Origin of the sequence: Psychrobacter sp. Ps4, assembly GCF_022129285.1 — a bacterium.
Taxonomy (GTDB): domain Bacteria; phylum Pseudomonadota; class Gammaproteobacteria; order Pseudomonadales; family Moraxellaceae; genus Psychrobacter; species Psychrobacter immobilis_A.
This window is the reverse complement of sequence record NZ_JADQAK010000023.1, coordinates 1-20361: the sequence shown is the minus strand read 5'-3', so window position 1 is coordinate 20361 and position 20361 is coordinate 1. Positions and strand designations below refer to the sequence as shown.

Annotated in this window: 17 protein-coding genes and 2 tRNA genes; 7 read left to right on the top strand and 12 right to left on the bottom strand. The window is 44.3% G+C overall.

Going from position 1 to position 20361, the window contains the following annotated elements; all coding sequences use genetic code 11:
• Positions 1–111 precede the first annotated feature (111 nt).
• Positions 112–492 carry an aspartate 1-decarboxylase gene (panD, locus tag I3252_RS12145; RefSeq protein WP_045443274.1) on the top strand — a complete coding sequence of 127 codons (381 nt, stop codon included), beginning with the start codon at positions 112–114 and terminating at the stop codon, positions 490–492.
• A 294-nt stretch (positions 493–786) separates the two neighbouring features.
• A complete protein-coding gene (locus I3252_RS12140) occupies positions 787–1767 on the top strand; it encodes a calcium/sodium antiporter (protein ID WP_238035374.1) in 981 nt (326 codons plus the stop codon).
• Positions 1768–1829: 62 nt separating this feature from the next.
• On the opposite strand, the gene I3252_RS12135 is transcribed toward I3252_RS12140, so the two are convergent.
• The 3 genes from I3252_RS12135 to I3252_RS12125 all read right to left on the bottom strand — a co-directional run bounded on the left by I3252_RS12135 (position 1830) and on the right by I3252_RS12125 (position 3073).
• Positions 1830–2483: an RDD family protein gene (locus I3252_RS12135; protein ID WP_238035373.1), complete on the bottom strand. Its 654-nt coding sequence runs from the start codon at positions 2481–2483 to the stop codon at positions 1830–1832.
• Between the two features lie 241 nt (positions 2484–2724).
• Positions 2725–2801: transfer RNA gene (locus I3252_RS12130), tRNA-Arg, on the bottom strand.
• 182 nt (positions 2802–2983) lie between these two features.
• Positions 2984–3073 (bottom strand) — tRNA-Ser (locus tag I3252_RS12125).
• A 344-nt stretch (positions 3074–3417) separates the two neighbouring features.
• Between I3252_RS12125 and I3252_RS12120 the strand changes: the two genes are divergently transcribed.
• Complete coding sequence (locus tag I3252_RS12120) at positions 3418–4224, top strand: hydroxymethylpyrimidine/phosphomethylpyrimidine kinase (RefSeq protein WP_201539475.1); 807 nt, start codon at positions 3418–3420, stop codon at positions 4222–4224.
• Between the two features lie 102 nt (positions 4225–4326).
• On the opposite strand, the gene I3252_RS12115 is transcribed toward I3252_RS12120, so the two are convergent.
• Positions 4327–4896, bottom strand: a complete 570-nt coding sequence (locus I3252_RS12115) for a YggT family protein (RefSeq protein WP_060490268.1) — start codon at positions 4894–4896, stop codon at positions 4327–4329.
• Positions 4897–5035: 139 nt separating this feature from the next.
• Positions 5036–5869: a pyrroline-5-carboxylate reductase gene (proC, locus tag I3252_RS12110; protein WP_238035372.1), complete on the bottom strand. Its 834-nt coding sequence runs from the start codon at positions 5867–5869 to the stop codon at positions 5036–5038.
• A 218-nt stretch (positions 5870–6087) separates the two neighbouring features.
• Between proC and I3252_RS12105 the strand changes: the two genes are divergently transcribed.
• On the top strand, positions 6088–6600 hold the full coding sequence (locus I3252_RS12105) for a GNAT family N-acetyltransferase (protein ID WP_238035371.1): 513 nt from the start codon (positions 6088–6090) through the stop codon (positions 6598–6600).
• A gap of 19 nt (positions 6601–6619) precedes the next feature.
• Here I3252_RS12105 and tilS read toward each other — a convergent pair whose 3' ends face one another.
• The 3 genes from tilS to ppx form a co-directional block, all read right to left on the bottom strand.
• A complete protein-coding gene (gene tilS, locus I3252_RS12100; RefSeq protein ID WP_238035370.1) occupies positions 6620–8185 on the bottom strand; it encodes a tRNA lysidine(34) synthetase TilS in 1566 nt (521 codons plus the stop codon).
• A gap of 242 nt (positions 8186–8427) precedes the next feature.
• The gene (locus tag I3252_RS12095) at positions 8428–9231 is read right to left on the bottom strand and encodes an acetyl-CoA carboxylase carboxyltransferase subunit alpha (protein WP_055123593.1); all 804 of its coding nucleotides are present in this window, start codon (positions 9229–9231) and stop codon (positions 8428–8430) included.
• A 226-nt stretch (positions 9232–9457) separates the two neighbouring features.
• Positions 9458–10984, bottom strand: a complete 1527-nt coding sequence (gene ppx / locus I3252_RS12090) for an exopolyphosphatase (RefSeq protein WP_238035369.1) — start codon at positions 10982–10984, stop codon at positions 9458–9460.
• Between the two features lie 472 nt (positions 10985–11456).
• Between ppx and I3252_RS12085 the strand changes: the two genes are divergently transcribed.
• A complete protein-coding gene (locus tag I3252_RS12085; protein WP_227676045.1) occupies positions 11457–11795 on the top strand; it encodes a DUF962 domain-containing protein in 339 nt (112 codons plus the stop codon).
• A 19-nt stretch (positions 11796–11814) separates the two neighbouring features.
• Here I3252_RS12085 and I3252_RS12080 read toward each other — a convergent pair whose 3' ends face one another.
• The 3 genes from I3252_RS12080 to I3252_RS12070 all read right to left on the bottom strand — a co-directional run bounded on the left by I3252_RS12080 (position 11815) and on the right by I3252_RS12070 (position 15619).
• Positions 11815–13554 (bottom strand): AMP-binding protein, encoded by a 1740-nt coding sequence (locus tag I3252_RS12080; RefSeq protein WP_238035368.1) that lies wholly within the window; start codon positions 13552–13554, stop codon positions 11815–11817.
• A 298-nt stretch (positions 13555–13852) separates the two neighbouring features.
• Positions 13853–15154, bottom strand: coding sequence for a glutamate-1-semialdehyde 2,1-aminomutase (gene hemL, locus I3252_RS12075; protein WP_238035367.1), 1302 nt, complete (start codon positions 15152–15154; stop codon positions 13853–13855).
• Between the two features lie 111 nt (positions 15155–15265).
• Positions 15266–15619 (bottom strand): zinc ribbon domain-containing protein YjdM, encoded by a 354-nt coding sequence (locus I3252_RS12070; protein ID WP_055123598.1) that lies wholly within the window; start codon positions 15617–15619, stop codon positions 15266–15268.
• Positions 15620–15957: 338 nt separating this feature from the next.
• Here I3252_RS12070 and I3252_RS12065 point away from each other — a divergent pair, with 338 nt between their 5' ends.
• Both I3252_RS12065 and I3252_RS12060 read left to right on the top strand, forming a co-directional pair.
• Positions 15958–16731, top strand: a complete 774-nt coding sequence (locus tag I3252_RS12065) for a folate-binding Fe/S cluster repair protein (protein ID WP_238035366.1) — start codon at positions 15958–15960, stop codon at positions 16729–16731.
• A gap of 74 nt (positions 16732–16805) precedes the next feature.
• A complete protein-coding gene (locus I3252_RS12060) occupies positions 16806–18131 on the top strand; it encodes a D-amino acid dehydrogenase (RefSeq protein ID WP_238035365.1) in 1326 nt (441 codons plus the stop codon).
• Between the two features lie 128 nt (positions 18132–18259).
• Here I3252_RS12060 and I3252_RS12055 read toward each other — a convergent pair.
• Positions 18260–20361, bottom strand: a 2102-nt coding sequence (locus tag I3252_RS12055) for a molybdopterin oxidoreductase family protein (protein WP_238035364.1), incomplete at its 5' end; no start/stop codon positions are given.

Below are 20361 nucleotides of genomic sequence, written 5' to 3'. Positions count from 1 at the left end.
TGCCAGAATAAAATCATGCATTAACTATAATAGCCTTTTATTTTAGCAAGTTATCCCCCATTAACCTTTTGATTTGAATCATTAATCTCAGTTACGCTAAGGAAGCAACCTATGCTACTTAATATGCTTAAATGCAAATTACACCGTGCTCGCGTCACCCATGCCGAACTTCATTACGAAGGCTCATGCGGTATCGATGGTGATTTATTGGATCTTGCTGGTCTGCGCGAAAATGAGTCTATCGATATCTACAATGTGACCAATGGCAAGCGCTTTCGCACCTACGCTATCCGCGCTGAAGCGGGTTCTGGTATCATCTCGCTAAATGGTGCGGCGGCTCACATGGCAGATTTAGGCGATATCGTTATCATCTGTGCCTATGCTCATTTTGATGAAGTAGAAGCGGCAACCTACCAGCCAAAACTGGTGTATTGCAACGAAGACAACACTGTAAAAGACACAGCAAACATCATTCCGGTACAAGTGGCTTAAAGCACTGGAACACCGAAGATTTTTGGATAAAGCAAGGATAAATAATCGACTAAGCTGTTGAAGTTATTCTTATTATCCAACCAAAACCGCTATGCTAATATGAGAGCTGAATCTCCATTCCGATTCAGCTTTTTTTATGCCATTTTTATATGGCAAATTCACATTTTATACCACTCTTAAAAGATGAAGTCGTCAGAAAAATAAATGTAAGCGCTATGTTTTTAGGCTAAATGAGTTTGACACGGCTAAGCGTATTTTTAGGTTTGGTATTAACACTAATAAGGAAACAAACTGATGTGGTTGGCAGTTATTGCAGTATTGATCGGACTAGCTATTCTTGTTTGGAGTGCAGACCTTTTTGTTGATGGCGCCACTGCCTTAGCAAAAAAATTCAACGTCCCCGGTTTCTTAATCGGTGTGTTGATTTTGGGTGTGGGTACATCCGCCCCTGAGATGGTCGTGTCAGTATTGGCGGCACTAGAAGGCAGCCCTGATTTGGCATTAGGCAACGCTTATGGCTCAAACATTATCAATATTGCGCTGGTATTGGGTGCAACCGTATTGATTAGCCCTATTATCATTCGTAAGGGCATCATCAAGCGTGATTTACCTCTATTGGTATTGATTACTATGGTCGCCGCATGGCAGCTGCGTGATGGGCAATTAGACCAAGCAGATGGTATTGTGTTGATAGCGCTGCTGGTAGTGACTTTAGGCATTCAGATTGTATTAAGCTTACGTGAAGGCAACCATGAGCACGAAGGAGAACCCATAGCAGAAAGCGTCGATGCTGAACACATCGAGCAAACCCTAACACGGGGACTCATCAGCTTAGTTATCGGCATGCTTTTACTGGTCATTAGCTCGCGAGCTATAGTTTGGGGTGCAGTAGAATTGGCAACGCTGTGGGGCGTGAGCGAACTGGTGATTGGATTGACGATCGTTGCTGTGGGGACATCGTTACCTGAGCTGGTATCGAGCCTATCAGCCGCCCGTAAAGGCGAACACGATATGGCACTCGGTAATATTATTGGCTCTAATATATTTAACACCTTAGGCGTCGTTGGTCTCGCAGCGCTTATAGCGCCAATCACAGTCAGTCCAATTATCTTATCACGCGATATAGTGGCGATGGGACTGGTCACCTTGTTACTTGTGGTATTGTGCGGGTTTGCCTTTATGAGTAAGCGTCCATTCGGTCGCACTTCTGGGTCAACCTTGGTCTTGTTCTTTGTCGGCTATACTTTATGGCTGATACAAACCGTCAACCTGTAACGCTTAGAGTGTATTAACAGACCTTAAAATCTATTAACAGACTATGGCGAAGATAATGTGGTTTATTTTCCTTGCTTGCGATTTCTAATCACCCGCCATAGTCCTTCATTCTCTGTTTTTGGCATTTTTAAGGTAATGGTATTCGATAGCATATCTTGCACTGCGAGACCACGTGGGTTAAAGAGGCAAAAAGCATAGTTAAAGACAAAGCCCAAAAAGGCACTGGTCAACAGAACAGCACGTGAGCCATCGATGACACTACCAATGATACCAAATATAAGTGGCATGATACTGGCCGCTAAAATCCGCTTAAATGACTGTCCCCACGTTAGCAAATGACCATTACTATTGATCGTCTTTAACCGCCAAGTCTGCATACCTAATGTCTGTCCACCGCGACGCCAAAATATCCCGTAGAACCCTACCAACGTCAGTATAAAAGACGGCGTCATAATCACGTTTTGATACCACGTTGGCAGCGACTGCGCTTGAGAAGAGTCTGTACCAGTATTCATGATCAGCAATGTGCCAATCACGGTCAGAATAGTCCCTACCAAAAATAACAACGCTAAAATCAACATACCATCATAAAGAATCGCTGCCATACGGGTACCAGCTTTGGCAATCGTCGGCTCTTCAACGTCAGAGGCATAGTGTGCTGATGCTTTAGTTTTAGCATAAGATTTGGTAGGTCGTTTAGGTAAACTTTTTGACATGGTACAAGCTCATAGCAAGCAGTGAATAGTGGCTCTATTGTACCGTAATTCACTGTCTTATCGTACATTATCCTAAGATGCCATAAGTCATATAACAATGTGGTATAACCATGTCGTATGACTCATCAACTCATAAGACTATCACACAGAAATTGCAGACATAAAAAAATCGCCAAATTGTCATAAGACAGGCGATTATTTTAAGGTTTCTTTAACTGGGTTAAAGAAGTGATAATGCAAATGGTGCGCTTGGAGAGATTCGAACTCCCGACCCCTTAGTTCGTAGCCAAGTGCTCTATCCAACTGAGCTACAAGCGCGTACTTTGCACATCATTTACTGCGTTGTTAAGAAACAATTGCAGCAAATTAGGTTGGTTATTATATAGATAATTTCGCTTATGTCAACATCTTTTTTTATTAAAAAAAGTTTTTGCTTTAATAAAACAGAAGATTATTAATGCTTTTATGCTGCGTCACTACTCTACTAAAAACCGAATAAATGGAGGTGAAGGAGGGATTCGAACCCTCGATACGCGCAAACGTATGGTTCCTTAGCAGGGAACTGGTTTCAGCCACTCACCCACTTCACCAAACGACGTAAGACTTTTTAAGTTCTAAAAAATAGTATTATTGCTGATAATACGTCTTATCCCGTGGGCGAGTATTATAGCAAAGCCAAAACGAATTGCAAGCACTGTCTACAAATTTAATGCAGTTTTTATCATATTTATTTGTTTATATGGTCTCATAGCCTCTTGATCAGCTCAAATATCAATAAAAACCAGTAAAAACGATGTTTAAGTTAGTCAGCACGCTCTGGGTTGTTGTTAATTGATGGATTGTCTATGTACCATCTCTCACCTACTATGGCTTTTTTAGCAGTGGGTGTCTATAGTATTTGTTACTCATTTTAGATTATATCAAAGGAATTTTTATGCGACCAGTGGTACTGTGTTTTTCAGGATTAGACCCCTCAGGCGGCGCTGGATTACAAGCGGATATAGAAGCCATCGGTCAAGCAGGTGCGCATGCTGCCATTGCTTGTACAGCTATTACCATACAAAACTCGCAGCAAGTCTTTGGTTTTGAAGCTTGTGCAGCAAATTTGGTAAAGGATCAGGCCACCGCAGTGCTCGATGATTTGCCTGTTGCAGCTATTAAGTCAGGTATGTTGGGTACAACTGATAATATCGCTATGCTGACTCAATTGTTTGCCGAGCGCCTTATCGCCGCTGATACGCCATTTGTATTAGATCCCGTATTGGTTGCCAATAGTGGTGGCAGTTTGGGCGATGAAAAGACGCTCGTTAGCGCATTTAGGAAGCTGTTACCATACGCGACCCTTATCACACCGAATACTCATGAGCTACGCGCATTAAGCGGTGAGCAAGACTTACATATTGGCGCGCAAAAATTATGCGCTCAAGGCACCTATGCCGTATTGGTAAAGACCTCACACGACTTTGATAGCGGCGATATAGAGCAGTATTTGTACATAAAGGGTGAGATGGTACATAAAAGCACCTTGCCGCGCTTAACGGGCGAATTTCATGGCTCTGGCTGTTCACTTGCCAGCTTTATCGCTGGGCGCTTAGCAATGGGTGATGCGCTTATCGATGCAGTAAGGGCGGCAGACAGCTGGATTACCCAGACGCTGCGTGCCGCTGATGCACCGCACCCTAATAATGAGCAAGCCCAATTAATACCCAATCGTTTTATAGACTTTCAGCATAACCTCTAAATAATCAATAAAAAAAGGGCGCTCTATATCTCGTAGAGCGCCCTTTTTTAAATAGCTATTGGTAATTTTAGATAGCAGCTTTCAAGTGACCATTAATCCAGCTCAACCCAACATCGGCATGAAGCTCGCGGCAAAGCCACCAATAAACATCTCAAGCAAAATAAAAGCAATGAAGGCGACCATTGGTGATAAATCAATCATACCCAAGTTTGGCGTGATTCGACGAAATGGTGCCAAGATTGGCTCCGCTAAATTAACAATGATACCAATAATCGGATGCTGAGATTGGGTAAATACCACAATCCAGCTGACAATGATGGAACCAATGACGAGATAGCGACACATACGTAAAAAGTCTAATACCAAGCTGATAGTACCAGTAAAAAATAACGGTACAGGAGCGATACCTTTATGGGTCAGTGCTGCTTTTCCAGAGATATCGATCAAACGAATCAAAAACATCAGGACGATAGCCGCAATACTGATACGCCCTTGCCCGACGGTTGGAAAAATACGTCCAAACACATCGACAATGTGCGTCGCTTTATAGGCAGGCGCAATCATTGGGTTGCTGGCATCCATCCCTGCAAATTGCAGCATAAAGCGAATAAACACCAACATCATGGCGAAGGTGGTGACCAAATCAAAGATTTGAAATAACATGTTGTTCATGAAGTGCTACTCAATGTGACATTATTAACAGGTTTTGGGATGACGACTGTCATTACTAGGTACTTGGTATTGGTGCTTAATATTGCTGCTCAGGCGCGTCATTCGCTTTTAGCAAATAACGCGCCTGATATATGGATGATTATTTACTCATCTCTTCACTCAAGGCTTGGCTACGGTCATAGCAGGCCTGCATAGCCTCAACGATTTGACCACCGATATCATTGGCTTGCATTGACTCAACGGCGGCTTGGGTGGTTCCATTTGGCGAGGTGACCTTGCGACGCAATTCAGCAGGTGCATCTTCACTATTCATCGCCATTTTTGCCGCGCCTAGCATGGTTTGCATCGCCAATGCTGAAGCCTGCTCTTTATCCAAACCTAAAGCCATTGCCCCGTCAATCATGGATTCAATGAAGTAAAACACATACGCTGGCGCTGATCCTGATACGGCGGTTACCGCATGCATGTGTTTTTCATTATCGACCCACATGACCAAACCTGATGCTTCCATCACCGCCGTTGCTAATTGCTTTTGTTCAGCAGAAATATTATCAGTACCGTATAGACCCGTTGCGCCCATTTGAATCATTGCAGGGGTATTTGGCATCGCACGGACGATATTGTCATAGCCACCCAACATGTCAGATAAAAGCTCAGTCGACAAACCTGCTGCCACTGAAATCACCAGCTGCTTGTCTAAGGCATCTGCAAAGCTACTGACTACCGCTTTCATCACTTGCGGCTTGACCGCCAGCACCACAATGTCAGCATCGATAACGGCAGCTTTTGCATCAGCAGTTGGATCAACCGTATTCAATCCTTTAGCAGCCAATTGCTCGCGCGCCTCGCTACTAGGATCAGCAACGATAATTAAACTCGGTTTGACACCGCAGCTGACAAGCCCGCTAATCAAAGCCTGCGCCATATTACCGCCACCGATAAAGCTGATTTTCTTATTATCTAATACTGACATACATGTCTCCTATTCAAAAATTCAAAGGTATTCAAACTAACATAATGATAGGTAAAATGACACTCAGTTTACCATACTGCTACTGGCATCGTTTGATAAATTGACGGCATCTAACCCGGTTGTAAGCTCCGTTGAACCACTTAATTGCCATGGACTATGGCACAACTAAACGGTTAGATTAACAAGGGCATTATATAAAATCAGTGACGGAGAGTAATATGTTTTTCATTCGTAAAGCCAACCCTGAGGATTATGCAGACATTGCTAACATTCACTTCAAAAGTTGGCATGCCGCCTATTTAGATTTGCTACCAGCGTCCTATATCAATGATAAAAACAACTTATGTAATAAGACAAAAATGTGGCAGGAGTTAATGGCGCATCCTGATGTTATTGTCTGGATAGCATATGATACTCATCATCATAATTTGGGGTTTATTGGCTACTTTATTAATAATAAAAATTATGAAATTACCACGTTGTATGTTTTGCCCGACTACCAAGGATTGGGTATAGGCACTCAATTAATGACAGCATCATTACAAGCTCTCTTAGAATCTCATATCCATGCCCATTTTTATTTATGGGTATTAGAAAATAATGTGGCTGCTATTGATTTCTATCAAAAATTTGGCTTTGGAGCTAATGGCGAAAAGAGTGAAGAATGCTACAAAAGCACGCAGATAATAGATATCAAAATGGTTAGAAAACTTGATGACCTGACCTCCTAGAAGGTTTAGGTTACAAATACTAAAAAGCGTTATTGATGCTTAGACTGTTTCTAAGAACATTGTTTTTAATAGCAATGCCAATATTTTCTGTCGTGTCTGTTAGCGATCTACTCGTCCCTAGTATCCAGCTCTCAAAAGGTGAAACCAGCAATAATGGCCATTCTTTATCCTGCTGTACGGATACGGCACTGACCACCGCCAAACTCTCGCGCAACCATACAGGTACACCAAGCGTTTGATATAGTTTCTTGCCCGCTTGTGGACGTGATGCCAATGCAGTTTGCACACGCTGCTGACGACCTAATGGTGCAAAGGTAATCTCAAACTTCTCATCACCATCTTGGTCGCTGTCTAATAGCTCTGCCAAGGCATTTGGCATCATTTGCGCTTGCCAAGTAAATTTACTATCCCTGCGTAAGGTAACTGATACAGGCTGAGCAGCCGCTGAATACGCATCAGCCACCACAAGATTAGATAAGGGTTGAATCTGTTTGGTAAGCGGCAATGCTAACCACTTGCGCCACTCACTGCTTAAACGATAAAGCTGCTGACGGTAGCGGCAAATCGTATAGGACTGCTTGCGAGCTTGCCAAAAAAGCGCCGTTTGGTGATCAGGATCTTCACGTTGGCTTAGCATAAATACATCATCGACCAGCTGCTTAGCAGGCGGTAACGGTTCATCTTGACCGAGCCAATGATGCAATAGTTGGCGCTGACGATAAATGGATAATGCTTGTAGCTTGTCTATATTTAGCACACGCTGGGCAGACAATAGCTGTAATGATGCTACCTCTATCTGCTGTAAATCTTCTGCCGCTTGTGCATTGATTATTAATTGGGCATCACGCAATAGCTGTGCGCTACGGGCGATATTGTCAATGACATTGGAATTATAGGTCGCCAATACTGGCATGATGTCGAGGCGTAGCCCACTACGTACATTATCGCCAGCATCATTGGTTGGGTCATCAATATAAGGGAGCTTTAGGCGCTGAGCATAATTGCTGATGTTGGCGCGTTTGACCGTCAGCCAAGGTCGCCATAATGCCATACGCTGTGTGCCTTGCGTTTGGATACACCACGGCTGCATACCCGACAGACCATTCACCCCAGCGCCTTGTATCAGCCGCATCAGCACTGTCTCTGCTTGGTCATCGGCATGATGCGCTAAGAGCAATACATCATCTTGATTGAGTTGCGCTCGCATGACATCATAACGAGCTAGCCTTGCGGCTTGCTCATCATGACCATTCACTTGCGCACGTAAAATCCGACACGGTATCTGCTGCGCTTTTGCCCAATGAGCGACATGTGTCGCCCAAGTGTCACTATCTGCTTGCAAACCATGGTTCACATGTAAGAGCTGCGGTAAAAATGGCAACTTACCTTGGCGATAGAGCTGCACACACAGCGCAGCCAATGCTAATGAATCACGACCACCACTACACGCCAGCCAAAGCCGTCGACCGTGCAGCTGTTCACCATACTCAGCCATACTGCTCAATAATGCTTGTGCCAGATCGGCATCGACAGGCAAGTCTGCGATTGGCTTCATAGGATGCGAAAGGATTGCACTGCTGGTCATAATCAGCCTTATTTATTTAGCATGCATACATGAATTGACATATAAATGAATCTGCTTATACGTCAGCTACGACATCAGTTACAGCGTCAGTTACAGCGTCAGTTAGTACCTATATTAACAGCCACAAAAAAACGCGCCATAAAATGACACGTTTTTATTTTAGCATTAAGACTCATTCTCTAATATGAAAAGCTTTGTGTCCATGAATAGAGGCTTTGTAACAGAGGTGTGATAGCAAGCAATTAGGCAGGCAACATCACTTCTGAGTTAAAGGTTTTCAGCTTCTCATAACGTAGCTCACAACGCGCGTGTGCGTCTAAATCTTTAATCTCATCTAACTGCTCAGCAATAAGTGCTTTCAAGGCGATCATGACTGGTTGCGGCTTGATATGCGCGCCTTCACCTTCTTCAATGACGGCATCAATTAGCCCCATTTGATATAAATTAATCGCATTTAATTTCAAGGCTTCACTAGCATCTTGTGCTTTTTCAGCTGTTTTCCACAGGATAGAAGCACAACCTTCCGGAGAGATAACCGAATAAATACTATTTTGTAGCATATTTACTTTGTCACCAACACCAATTGCCAACGCCCCACCTGAGCCGCCTTCACCGATAATGGTCACGATAATAGGCACTTTTAGGCTAGAGAAAACGGCGATACTTTCGGCAATGGCTTGCGCTTGTCCGCGCTCTTCAGCGCCGATACCCGGATAAGCGCCTTGGGTATCGACAAAGGTCATCACAGGGATATTAAAACGCTCAGCCATTTTGACCAAACGAATCACTTTGCGGTAGCCTTCAGGATTGGCCATGCCAAAGTTATGGGCAATACGCTCACGGGTGCTGCGACCGCGATGTTGACCAATTACCATCACAGGCTGACCATCAAAACGCGCCAGACCACCAAGAATGGCTTTGTCATCGGCAAAAGCACGGTCACCGTGCAGCTCATCGAATTCGGTAAACAGCTGATTAACATAGTCCATAAATAATGGACGCTTGGCGTGCCGTGCAAGCTGCACACTATCCCAGACAGTGCTCATAGACGCTTCCTTTTAATAATTATACTTAATGTATTTATGTTTAAGAATAATATCGTTGTCGATTTTTAGATAATGAAAGTACAGTTGTAAACTCAGTAGAAGCTATAGTAGCACATCTTAAATGGCATGACATTACTGACAAAGCCGCTTTTGTTACGTTAATCTATAGCATACTCATTACAATAGTAACGGCATCGTGTTGATCATCAGTGCAAAGCAGCGCTGTCTAGCCCTCAACCACGCTCAGCGTCACGCCCCATTTGGCAAACTGCTCAATCTCAGTATGCAAATCGGGCAATAAGAAAGTATAATGCTCACTGTTGTCGGCAACGGTGATTTGCCAGCAATGATCGTCCATGGCTTGTAACTGTAATGCTGGTAATTCATAATCGCTGCGGCTGTGATGCGCCAGTACGGCTAAGCGTAGCAGCAGACAAAGATAAACGAGCTGATTACCACCGATAGTACAGATCTGCTCTAACATATCAGCCTTGAGCTTACGACGATGATTGAGCATCAGTTGTGCCATGCGCTTTTGATCGACTTGCGAAAATCCTGGAATATCAGAATACTCAAGTAAATACGCGCTGTGCTTATGATAACTACTATGACTGATGGCCAATCCTATCTCATGCAAGAAAGCCGCACGTCTGAGTAAATCACAATCATCATTGGTAAGGGCGAGCTTCTCCTTCACTTGCTCAAATAAATGACGACTGGTTTTCACCACTTGTTTGGCTTGTTTTTTGTCCCCTGAATAACGCTTAATCAGCGCCAGCACACTGCGGTCACGAACATCTTCGCTAGCAAAGCGTCCAAGCATGTCGTACATCACACCTTCACGTAATGCGCCATCTGAGTAAGTAATGGTATCGACACCCAGCACTTTCATGACTGCACGCAGTACCGCAACGCCTGCTGGGAAGACGGCTTTGCGATGTTCCTTAACGCCTTCTAAATCGATGTCATCGACATTGCCAATTTTAAGCAACAGTTTCTCTAACTTTTTGACACCTTTATAAGTGATGCGCTCTTGCTCATCAGCCCAGCCCTTAGATACCAGCACATTACGTACTGCTTTAATCGTCCCACTCGAGCCAACCACACTACTCCAGCCCAATTTTTGATAACGACCCTGAATCGCTAACACTTCTTTGCGAGCGGCTGATATCGCATTATTAAAGGCTTCTTTCGTGATTTGACCATCGGCAAAGTACTTCTGGGTAAAGGCGACACAGCCCATCTGCAAACTCTCGGTCAATAGCGGATCGAACTCTTGACCAATGATAAACTCTGTCGAACCGCCACCAATATCGATGACCAAACGCTTGTCACTACTGGCATTGGTGTGTGAGACGCCCAAATAAATCAAGCGCGCCTCTTCTCGTCCCGCGATAATCTCAATGGGTTTCGGCAATATTTTATTGGCACGGGCAATAAAGTCATTGGCATTTTTAGCTTGGCGTAAAGCGTTGGTCGCAACCACGCGAATGCGTTCGGGTGGTACCGAATCCAAACGCGCCACAAATCGGCTCAAACAGTCGAGACCTCGCTGTGCAGCTGCCGCACTTAAGATATTATTTTCGTCCAAGCCTGCGGCGAGCTGTACTTTTTCAGACATAGAAACGACTTTTCGCACCTCACCATGGTCAAGACGCGCAATGGCCAGATGAAAACTATTGGAACCGATATCAATGGCTGCCATCATTTCATCATCAGCAAGCGGCGGATTTGTAAGGTAGTCAATAGGCATAAGAGGAATCGTTACCGTGTTGGATAAAAGGGAGAGGATATGGGTTAAAAATCAGACGATTGAGTCATATAAACATCGTAGCTGCACCAAATAGTGCCACCTATACAAAGATGCTCACGTGTTTGACGCAATTTTCGCCATTAAAGCATTTATGCCAAACACTGGCAAGTAACCCAAATGCTAATTAAGCAGCAAGCGCATCATCAACAAAATAACAAATGCGCCATAAACATCCATTGCTTGTGTTAAGGATAGCGTTTTGCTACATTAAAAACGACCAATATTATAATAAATAACAGTCACTTAATGACCGCCTAGCCGTTTTAGCAAAAAAGAAAGCCCCCTAATGACTCGCCCTAATATCTATACTCAATAAACGATTAGCAAGGAAGCTAAACAAATGAATCAAACGACCACACAAAACACTACCAAAAACGCCGATGCTCAAGCGGTCAGCAATGCTAAAAAAAGCATGATGACAACCGTCAGTCCAACAAAGCAGAAATTTTATGACTTCTACTTAGCTGAACATCAAAACATGGCTTGCCGCCGCTTACATTTCGCCGGTAGTAGCTTTGGCTTATTGGGACTCGCAAAGTCGGTCAAAACCGCTTCGCCAAAACCATTACTCAAAGGCATCGCTGCTGGATATGCTTGCGCTTGGGTCGGTCATTTTTTCTTTGAAAAAAACAAACCTGCCTCGTTCAAATTCCCGCTAAAAAGCTTTGCTAGCGACTTTCGTATGTACAGTGATGTCCTACGCGGTAGACTCAGCTTAAAAGACCGTAAATTTGATAAAATTGGACGATGATAACTCGCCCCTAGCCCAACTAACGTAAAGACTTACGTAATATTTTTCCTACCGCAGTTTTGGGCAATTCATCGATAAACTCGTATGACTGCGGGCGTTTATAACCTGTTAAACGCTCGCTTGCGAAGCTTTGTAACTCTTCTACCGTTAGGCTCAACTCCTTTTTAACCACAAACGCTTTGGGTACTTCACCGCTGTGCTCATCTGCAATACCAACCACCGCGACTTCAAGTACTTTCGGATGCTCTGTCAATGCCGCTTCCACTTCGTTTGGATAGACGTTAAATCCTGAAACCAGTATCATGTCTTTTTTGCGATCCACCAGCGTCAAAAATCCATGTTCATCTAGCACACCAATATCACCTGATTTAAAGTAGCCATCCTTTGTAAAAGTATCTGCCTTGTCTCGTTGCCAGTAACCACGCATGACCTGCGGGCCTTTAATACAAACCTCGCCCCGTGTACCTATTGCACAAGTTGCACCCTGTTCATCAATGATTTTAATATCCATCATCGCAAGTGGCAGACCAACGCTACCGTTGAAATGATCTATACCAGGTGGATTAAAAGAGATAACTGGTGCAGTTTCGGACATGCCGTAACCTTCATTGATAATCATACCAGTGACTTGTTGCCACTGATCAGATACGGCTTTTATAATTGCGGTGCCGCCACCGATAGATAGTGCCAAGCGACTAAAATCAAGGTTGGCAAACTTTGGATGATGCAGCATACCAATGAATAAGGTATTAACCGAAGGAATGACATGCGGACGATGCTGCTCGATGGTATTGACTAATCCATCTATATCACGCGGATTGGTGACCAGTATGTCTTCCCAGCCGCCATAAATACCTAGTAAGCCGCAAACGGTAAATGAGAAGATATGATAAAGCGGCAACGGATTGAGTATTTTAATCTGCTCGCTACGACCCGCTTCAATCGCATGACCAAACATCGCATAACACTGACAGACATTGGCCATGACATTGTAATGCGTGAGCATCGCGCCTTTTGGCTTACCGGTCGTGCCACCCGTATATTGCAATAAAGCTAAATCTTCACGCTCGATACTAACAGGCTGATATTGCTCAGCGTGGTATGCACTCATAATATGGGCAAAGCTTATATTCTGCTCTGAGATATTTTTTGCAGCATTATCGGCTGTGGTTTGATTGAATTGACGAGTAGTATCGGTCGACGGTTCAAGTTGGGTAAGCAAGGCAATATCGTTATCAGCAGGTCCAGTATTTGGATTGACGGAACAATGTACAACCAATGACAGTTCCGCTTTGACTGCATCATCTAACTGATCGTAAGCAGAGGTCATACCATCGAGGACAATCAGCACACTAGCTTGAGCATCCGTCAGCTGATGCGCCAATTCATAATGGGTATACATCGGATTGACATTCACCAATACCGCGCCTGCTCGCAGACAACCAAGTAACACCACGGCATACTGCAATATATTGGGTAATTGCACAGCGACCCGGTCGCCTTTATTGATTCCTTGTGCTTGCAAAAAAGCAGCAAAACGGCGGCTGGCAATATCCAATTGTGCAAAGGTAAGGGTGGCGGGCCCCATACTAAAAGCCACAGAATTACCATGCTGATCTATCTTGGGTTGCAATAAATCCAGCAGGTTGTGCTTGTCCTCTAATACATCTAAATTATTTCTTATTCCATATTTCTCATATGAAGCTTGCCATAACGGTGGCGTATTACTGCTAGGCATATCATTAGTGCTTGTAGTCATCAGTTGGCGTCCTTGCTCAATTGTCTTGATTCATCTCAGAATAGCATAATTTATTGTTTATTTTGCAATCACCCAAAGAAGGAATTGTCTTAGTCTTGGTTTTTTCATTTATGCAGTCATCGTCAGAAAATCTTTATCTTTTATAGTAAAAATCACAAAAGGATCAATATTGGACACAAAAAAAACCAGCATGATTTCTCATACTGGTTCTTGTAAGTACATACATTTTAAACAGGTCTTAAATAAACAAGGTCTTAAATAAACAAGGTCCTGAATAAATAAGGTCCTGAACAAACAGTTACGCTTTTGCCATTTCTGCAAAAATCTCGTCAGCGGCTTTAATCGACGCATCAATATCTTCATTGCTGTGTTTAATTGACATAAAGCCTGCTTCATAAGCAGAGGGTGCCAGATAAATACCGCGATCCAACATGCCATGGAAGAACCTGTTAAACACCGTCATATCGCACTCTGTCACGTCATCGAAGTTCTTTGGCGTGTCAGTTTCATTGTTTTTAACAAAGAACATGCCAAACATACCGCCCAATTTATTGGTACGCATGTTGATACCATGCTTGTCAGCTGCCGCTTGAAAACCGTCTACCAGACGATCAACTTTCGCTGCTAATTCGTCATAAAAGCCATCTACGGTTAAGTCTTCAAACATCGCAATACCAGCACGCATCGCGAGTGGGTTTCCTGATAACGTACCAGCTTGGTAGACACCGCCAAGTGGTGCGATACAAGACATGACTTCTTTTTTACCACCGAAAGCGCCAACCGGTAGACCTGCGCCGATGATTTTACCAAAACAAGTTAAATCAGGGTAGATACCGAAATGTGCTTGCGCGCCGCCAAGGCCGACACGAAAGCCCGTCATCACTTCATCAAAGATAAGCACTGCACCATTGGCGGTACACTCTGCACGCAACGTATCATGGAATTCTTGTGTTGGAATGACCATGTTCATGTTGCCCGCGATTGGCTCTAAGATAACGCAAGCGACTTCTTCGCCCCATTTCTCAAAACAGTCTTTAATCGCTTGCGGATCATTATAAGGAATCGTAATGGTATGCTTGGCAAAATCAGCAGGCACGCCTTTTGAGGTTGGCTCACCGATATCAAGCATGCCTGAACCAGCTTTTACTAACAGACTGTCTGAATGGCCATGATAGCAGCCTTCAAATTTAACGATTTTGTCACGCTGGGTATAGCCACGAGCCAAACGAATTGCACTCATGGTCGCTTCTGTACCGGAGCTGGTCATGCGAATCATCTCAACGCTTGGGACAATTTCGCAAATTTTATCGGCAACAGTGGTTTCAAACGGCGTTGGCGTACCAAAGCTTAAACCATCATCAGCCGCTTTTTTAACGGCATCAATCACTTTAGGGTGCGCATGACCCAAAATCATTGGACCCCAAGAGCCGACATAATCGATGTAAGCATTGTCTTCGGTGTCATAAATTTTGCTGCCGTTAGCACGGTGCATAAAAATAGGCGTGCCACCAACACCAGCAAAGGCACGGACGGGCGAGTTTACGCCGCCAGGAATATGTTTGCGAGCTTGCGCAAATAGCTGTTCGTTTTTAGTGCTCATAATCATTCTCTACTTATTATTTCTTTAATATTGGTTCTGTCTTATTTTATTAAAAATAATTTTGCGGCTTATTGTTAATGCTTAGCAGATTTTTAAAGCACATTTAATAATTTATGCTTTTTTAACAACAGATGATTTAAGCTTCATTGGCCCAAAGCCATCAAGTTTACAGTCAATATCATGACCATCAGAGGCATCGGGCAGCAGGCGAATACCTTTTGCTTTGGTACCAACTTTAATAACAATTGATGAGCCTTTGACTTTTAAGTCTTTAATCACGGTGACGGTATCGCCATCTTGCAGCTCATTACCGACCGCATCACGAATGACCGCGTCTTGCTCTTCAGCTTGTGCCGCATCGGTTTCAGCCGCAGTCCATTCATGAGCACACATGGGACATACCAGTAACGCACCATCTTCGTACGTATATTCAGCATCGCATTTTGGGCAATTGGGTAAGCTCATAATTTCCTCGTCAGCCGTGATAAATTGGGTGTATTCTAGAGCTAACATTGTACCGTAACTCGCCAGCTTTAACCAATCGCTTCGCTCGTAAATGCGGTTCTGTGTCCAATGTATAGATTCACTCATGTCTTACAGCGGACGTTTTTTATCACACGGTGTTTTGTGGTACTCTGCTTTAACTAAATTTGGTTTGATGACCATATGTCTTTAAATGGCAAAAACCTCAATAATTACTTTAACAATTACTTTAACAATTACTTTAACAACTCAGTATTCACCACAATATCTGAGGCTATGGCTACTGATAACGATAGCGACTTATGAATAGGATAATAATAATGACTCAATCAAACGTATCAACCCTCTCATCAACATTGCCACAATTTGTTCAACTAACGATTCAAGGTGAAGATGCAGAAAAATTCTTACAGGGTCAGCTAACCTCTGATATCACCAAGCTCGGACTCAGTTATCAAGCAACGGCGCTTAGCAATCTAAAAGGTCGCATTGATTTTGGTTTGTGGATAAAAAAACAAGCCGAAAAGCATTATGATGTGGTTATCAGTGCCGATTGCGCTGAGGCTTTTCAAGCCCATTTAAAAAAGTTCGGTGCCTTTTCAAAGTTTGATACCAGTACGCCGGCGCCCATTTATCCTTGCGTGCTTGATGAGGTGCCGACCTTTAGCCATCAAGAAGATCACAATACGCCAGCCGATACCCAAGCGTGGATGCAAGCGAGTCTTGCCATTGGCAACTATTGGATAGTTGCTGCCACCCAAGGTCTGTTTCAGCCACAAGAGCTGCGTCTGCATCAGCGCGGCGGTATGGACTATGACAAAGGCTGCTATCTTGGTCAAGAAGTGATTGCCCGTATTTATTTTAAGGCAGCGCCAAAAGCGTTTTTACATTATGTCAGCGGCGCAGGTGACGTGCCAGCAGCCGGTGACAAGCTAGAAAAAATCCATGTGGTTAATGCGATTGCCGATGACACTATTAATGGTAATGGTTTTAAAGCATTGGTCGTTGCCCGTCCAGAGCATTTAGCCGATAGTGAGCTTACGATATTAGACTTACCGCCAGCGCTGCAAGCCGATGTTGCGCGCCAAAAATAGTGCGGCATAATGAATGACGCGTAATAAGCAGTACTCTTCAAAACATTTTTACTAAAAAAGCAGCAGAGTAATCTATGACCCATATTGCGGTACTCGGAGCGGGTGTGGTGGGCGTGACCACCGCATGGTATCTTCGCCAAGCAGGCTACGATGTGACCGTCATTGAGCGTGAACCAGCGGCCGGTATGCAGACCTCATTTGCCAATGGTGGGCAAATATCTGTCTCGCACGCAACCCCTTGGGCAAACCCTGCGGCTCCAATGAAAGCCCTTAAATGGCTGTTTCGCGAGGATGCGCCGCTGTTGTATCGCTTGCGTGCTGATAAGGCGCAACTTAAGTGGGCGATGCAGTTTTTGCAAGAATGCCGGGCAGATAAAGCCGATGCCAATTTGGTACAAATGGTACGCTTAGGATTGTATTCGCGTGACGCTCTACAACAGCTGCGTGCTGATATTGGTATTGATTACGACCAGCAAACGCGCGGTATTATGCATTTTTATACCAATCAAGCGGAATTTGATGCCGCTATTGCGCCAACGGAGCGCATGCAAGCGTTAGGCTGTGAGCGTCATGTCATCGATATCAATAATGCCGTTAACTTAGAGCCTGCGCTTTACCCTATTGCTCATAAGCTAAAAGGTGCTACTTATACCAGCCGTGATGAATCGGGTAATGCCCATTTATTTACCCAGCGCTTAGCCGAGCGCTGCATAAAGTCTGGCGTGAAGTTTTTATACGATACCGAGATTCTGGCGTTAAACGCAGACGCCCATTCTGCTCGCCCGCATGTGCATAGTATTACCATTCAACCCAAGGGCGAAAACGCGCAAACCTTTAGTGCAGACAGCCATGTACTGGCATTGGGCAGCTATAGCGTATCGCTCATGAAACCGCTGCATATTCATCTACCTATTTTCCCAGCTAAAGGCTACTCGGCTACTTATCAAATCAACCCTCGCGCCCCGCATCTGGCACCCTTTGTCAGTCTCATTGATGATGAGTTTAAGCTGGTGACATCACGCCTTGGTGACAAATTACGCGTCGCTGGAACGGCAGAATTTAACGGCTACAATTTGGATTTAAATAGCACGCGCTGTGCAGCCATTACCCGCCGTGTGCAGCAGTTGTTTCCCAAAGGTATCATTGCCAATTCTGTGCAATATTGGACAGGGCTACGTCCGATGACCCCTTCTAATGTGCCGTTAATTGGGCGCGCGCACAGAGGTCAAGTCCGTCATGGCAGTCATAATGTGGGTGCTAGTTTTGATAATTTATGGCTTAATACGGGTCATGGTACGCTTGGCTGGACGCATGCTTGCGGTTCGGCGCAGGCGATCAGTTTATTAATACAAGGTGAGACGCCGCCAGTCGATTTTGATTTTGTTGGCCTAGTAACGTAAGAATAAGAAACGTAAGAATAAGAAACGTAAAAATAAGAAACGTAAGAATAGGAAATGTAAAAAAGGCGCTACCAATATAAGTCAGCGCCTTTTTTCTTTATATGAAAGACTTTTATTCTAGAACTATTTTATGCAGCGCTCCCTGATTCCATATCGAAATTAACATCAGAATCAGCCGTCTCCAAATCAGTCGCTTCTGGCGCGATTGCTTGCAGTTGTACCGGTACGCCATTGACTGCCGCATTGCCACTTAGCTGATCGATTAAGGTATCGTCCGTCAAATCGTTAACACTAACGCCAGCATGCGCTTGCGCAATCTTTTGCTTCACACCTTTACGGCCGTGACCCCACCCATGAGGGATACTCACCACTTTGGGCATCAGCTCATCTGTCACTTCTGCTACGATCGTCACACTACCCACACGCGACGTTACTTTCACGTTTTGACCATCCTCAATACCGTACTCTTTCGCTGTTTCAGGATGCAGCATGAGCGTACAGCGCGGCTTACCTTTTACCAAGCGATAGCTGTTATGCAGCCACGAATTATTGCTGCGGACATGACGACGACCAATCAATAGAATTTGCTTGTCATCATAGTCCTGCATCACCTCCTGCACCCGCTCTAAATCTGCTCGATAAAAATCAACATTAAGATGAATCTGCTTGTCTTTGTGTTTTAACGCTTGTGGCAGCATGGTTTTGAGCGATCCCAAATCAATTCCATGCGGATTTTTCTTCAATTGCTTTAGATTGAGACCCTTATAAGGCCCACGTTTTAGACCTTGATTAAGCACAAATTTCGGACCCAAAACTTTTATTATTAGGCGTTCGACTTTGGTTGCAAGTATGGCTTTTTTATCCAAGCGTTTCGCCAGCTCTAAGTAAATTTGCCAGTCATGTTTGGCGCTTCTTTGCTTAGCAAACAATGCCTTTGAATATTTGGCGACGTTATGGACAGCAAAATTGTTAAAGGTGACGTCATAATGATCGCGCTCTAGTGGCGATACCGGCGGCAAAATGATGTGGGCATGACGGCTAGTTTCTGTGACAAAGTAGTCAATAGCGACCATAAAGTCTAAGCTGGCAAAAGCCGTATCTAACTTTTCACCATTGGGCGTGCTGAGTACAGGGTTGCCCGCGACAGTCATAAAGCCTTTTAACTGCCCCGCCCCTTCTACCAACATCTCATCCGCCATTGCCACGACGGGATAATCGCCATTAAAATCAGGCAAGTTACTCACGCGGCTATGGCGCTTACCTAGATAACCTGGACCTGAGTTATTGACCACGTCGACCGCAGGATTGGGGAACATTAGACCACCCACTTCATCCAAGCGACCTGTGACAATATTAATCAGCATGATTAGATATTGACTAAGTAAGCCAAACTCTTGCACCGAAACGCCCATGCGTCCATAACAAACAGAGCTTTCGGCTTCACAAAATTCTTTGACGAGTCGTTTAATCTCGCTTGCCGCAATGCCAGTAATCTCAGCAACGGACTCGGCGCTATAGTCTTTGGCAAAGTCTGCAATGCGCTCAATCTCTGGCGCGAGCGCTGCCGCTCTATTATTGTTAGCACGTGCCTTGCCTGCATAACCTTGTAAATAGATTTCATTGAGCATGGCAAGCAAGAGTAAGACATCTGTCGCTGGGCGGATAAAATGATGCTCGCTAGCAATATCTGCCGTTTCAGTGCGTCTTGGATCAATGACTACCACTTTACCATCACGCGCTTTGATATCTTTTAGTTTTTGACGCATATTTGGTGCGGTCATAATACTGCCATTAGACGCCAGCGGATTGCCACCAATGATGAGCATATATTGGGTACGATTGACGTCAGGCACAGGGATGCGCAGCATATGCCCGAACAGATGCATGCTAACAATGTGATGCGGCAACTGGTCGATGGAAGTCGCAGAAAAGCGACTGCGCGTCTTGATACTGGTTAATAGATGCTTAATGGTTAACATGCCGCCCAAATTATGGACATTAGGATTGCCTAGATAAATACCGAAAGCGTTTTGACCATGTTTTTTCTGTACCGACTGAATACCAGCTGCCACTTTATCTAACGCCTCAGCCCAGCTAATCTCTTTCCAACCGTTAGCCGTTCTCTCAACGGGATGACGCAGGCGATCACTGTCTTCATGCAAGTCTTGCAAAGCATGAGCTATGCTGAAGAAACCGTACAAGTAAACTTGGTAAACTAAGCGTATTAATC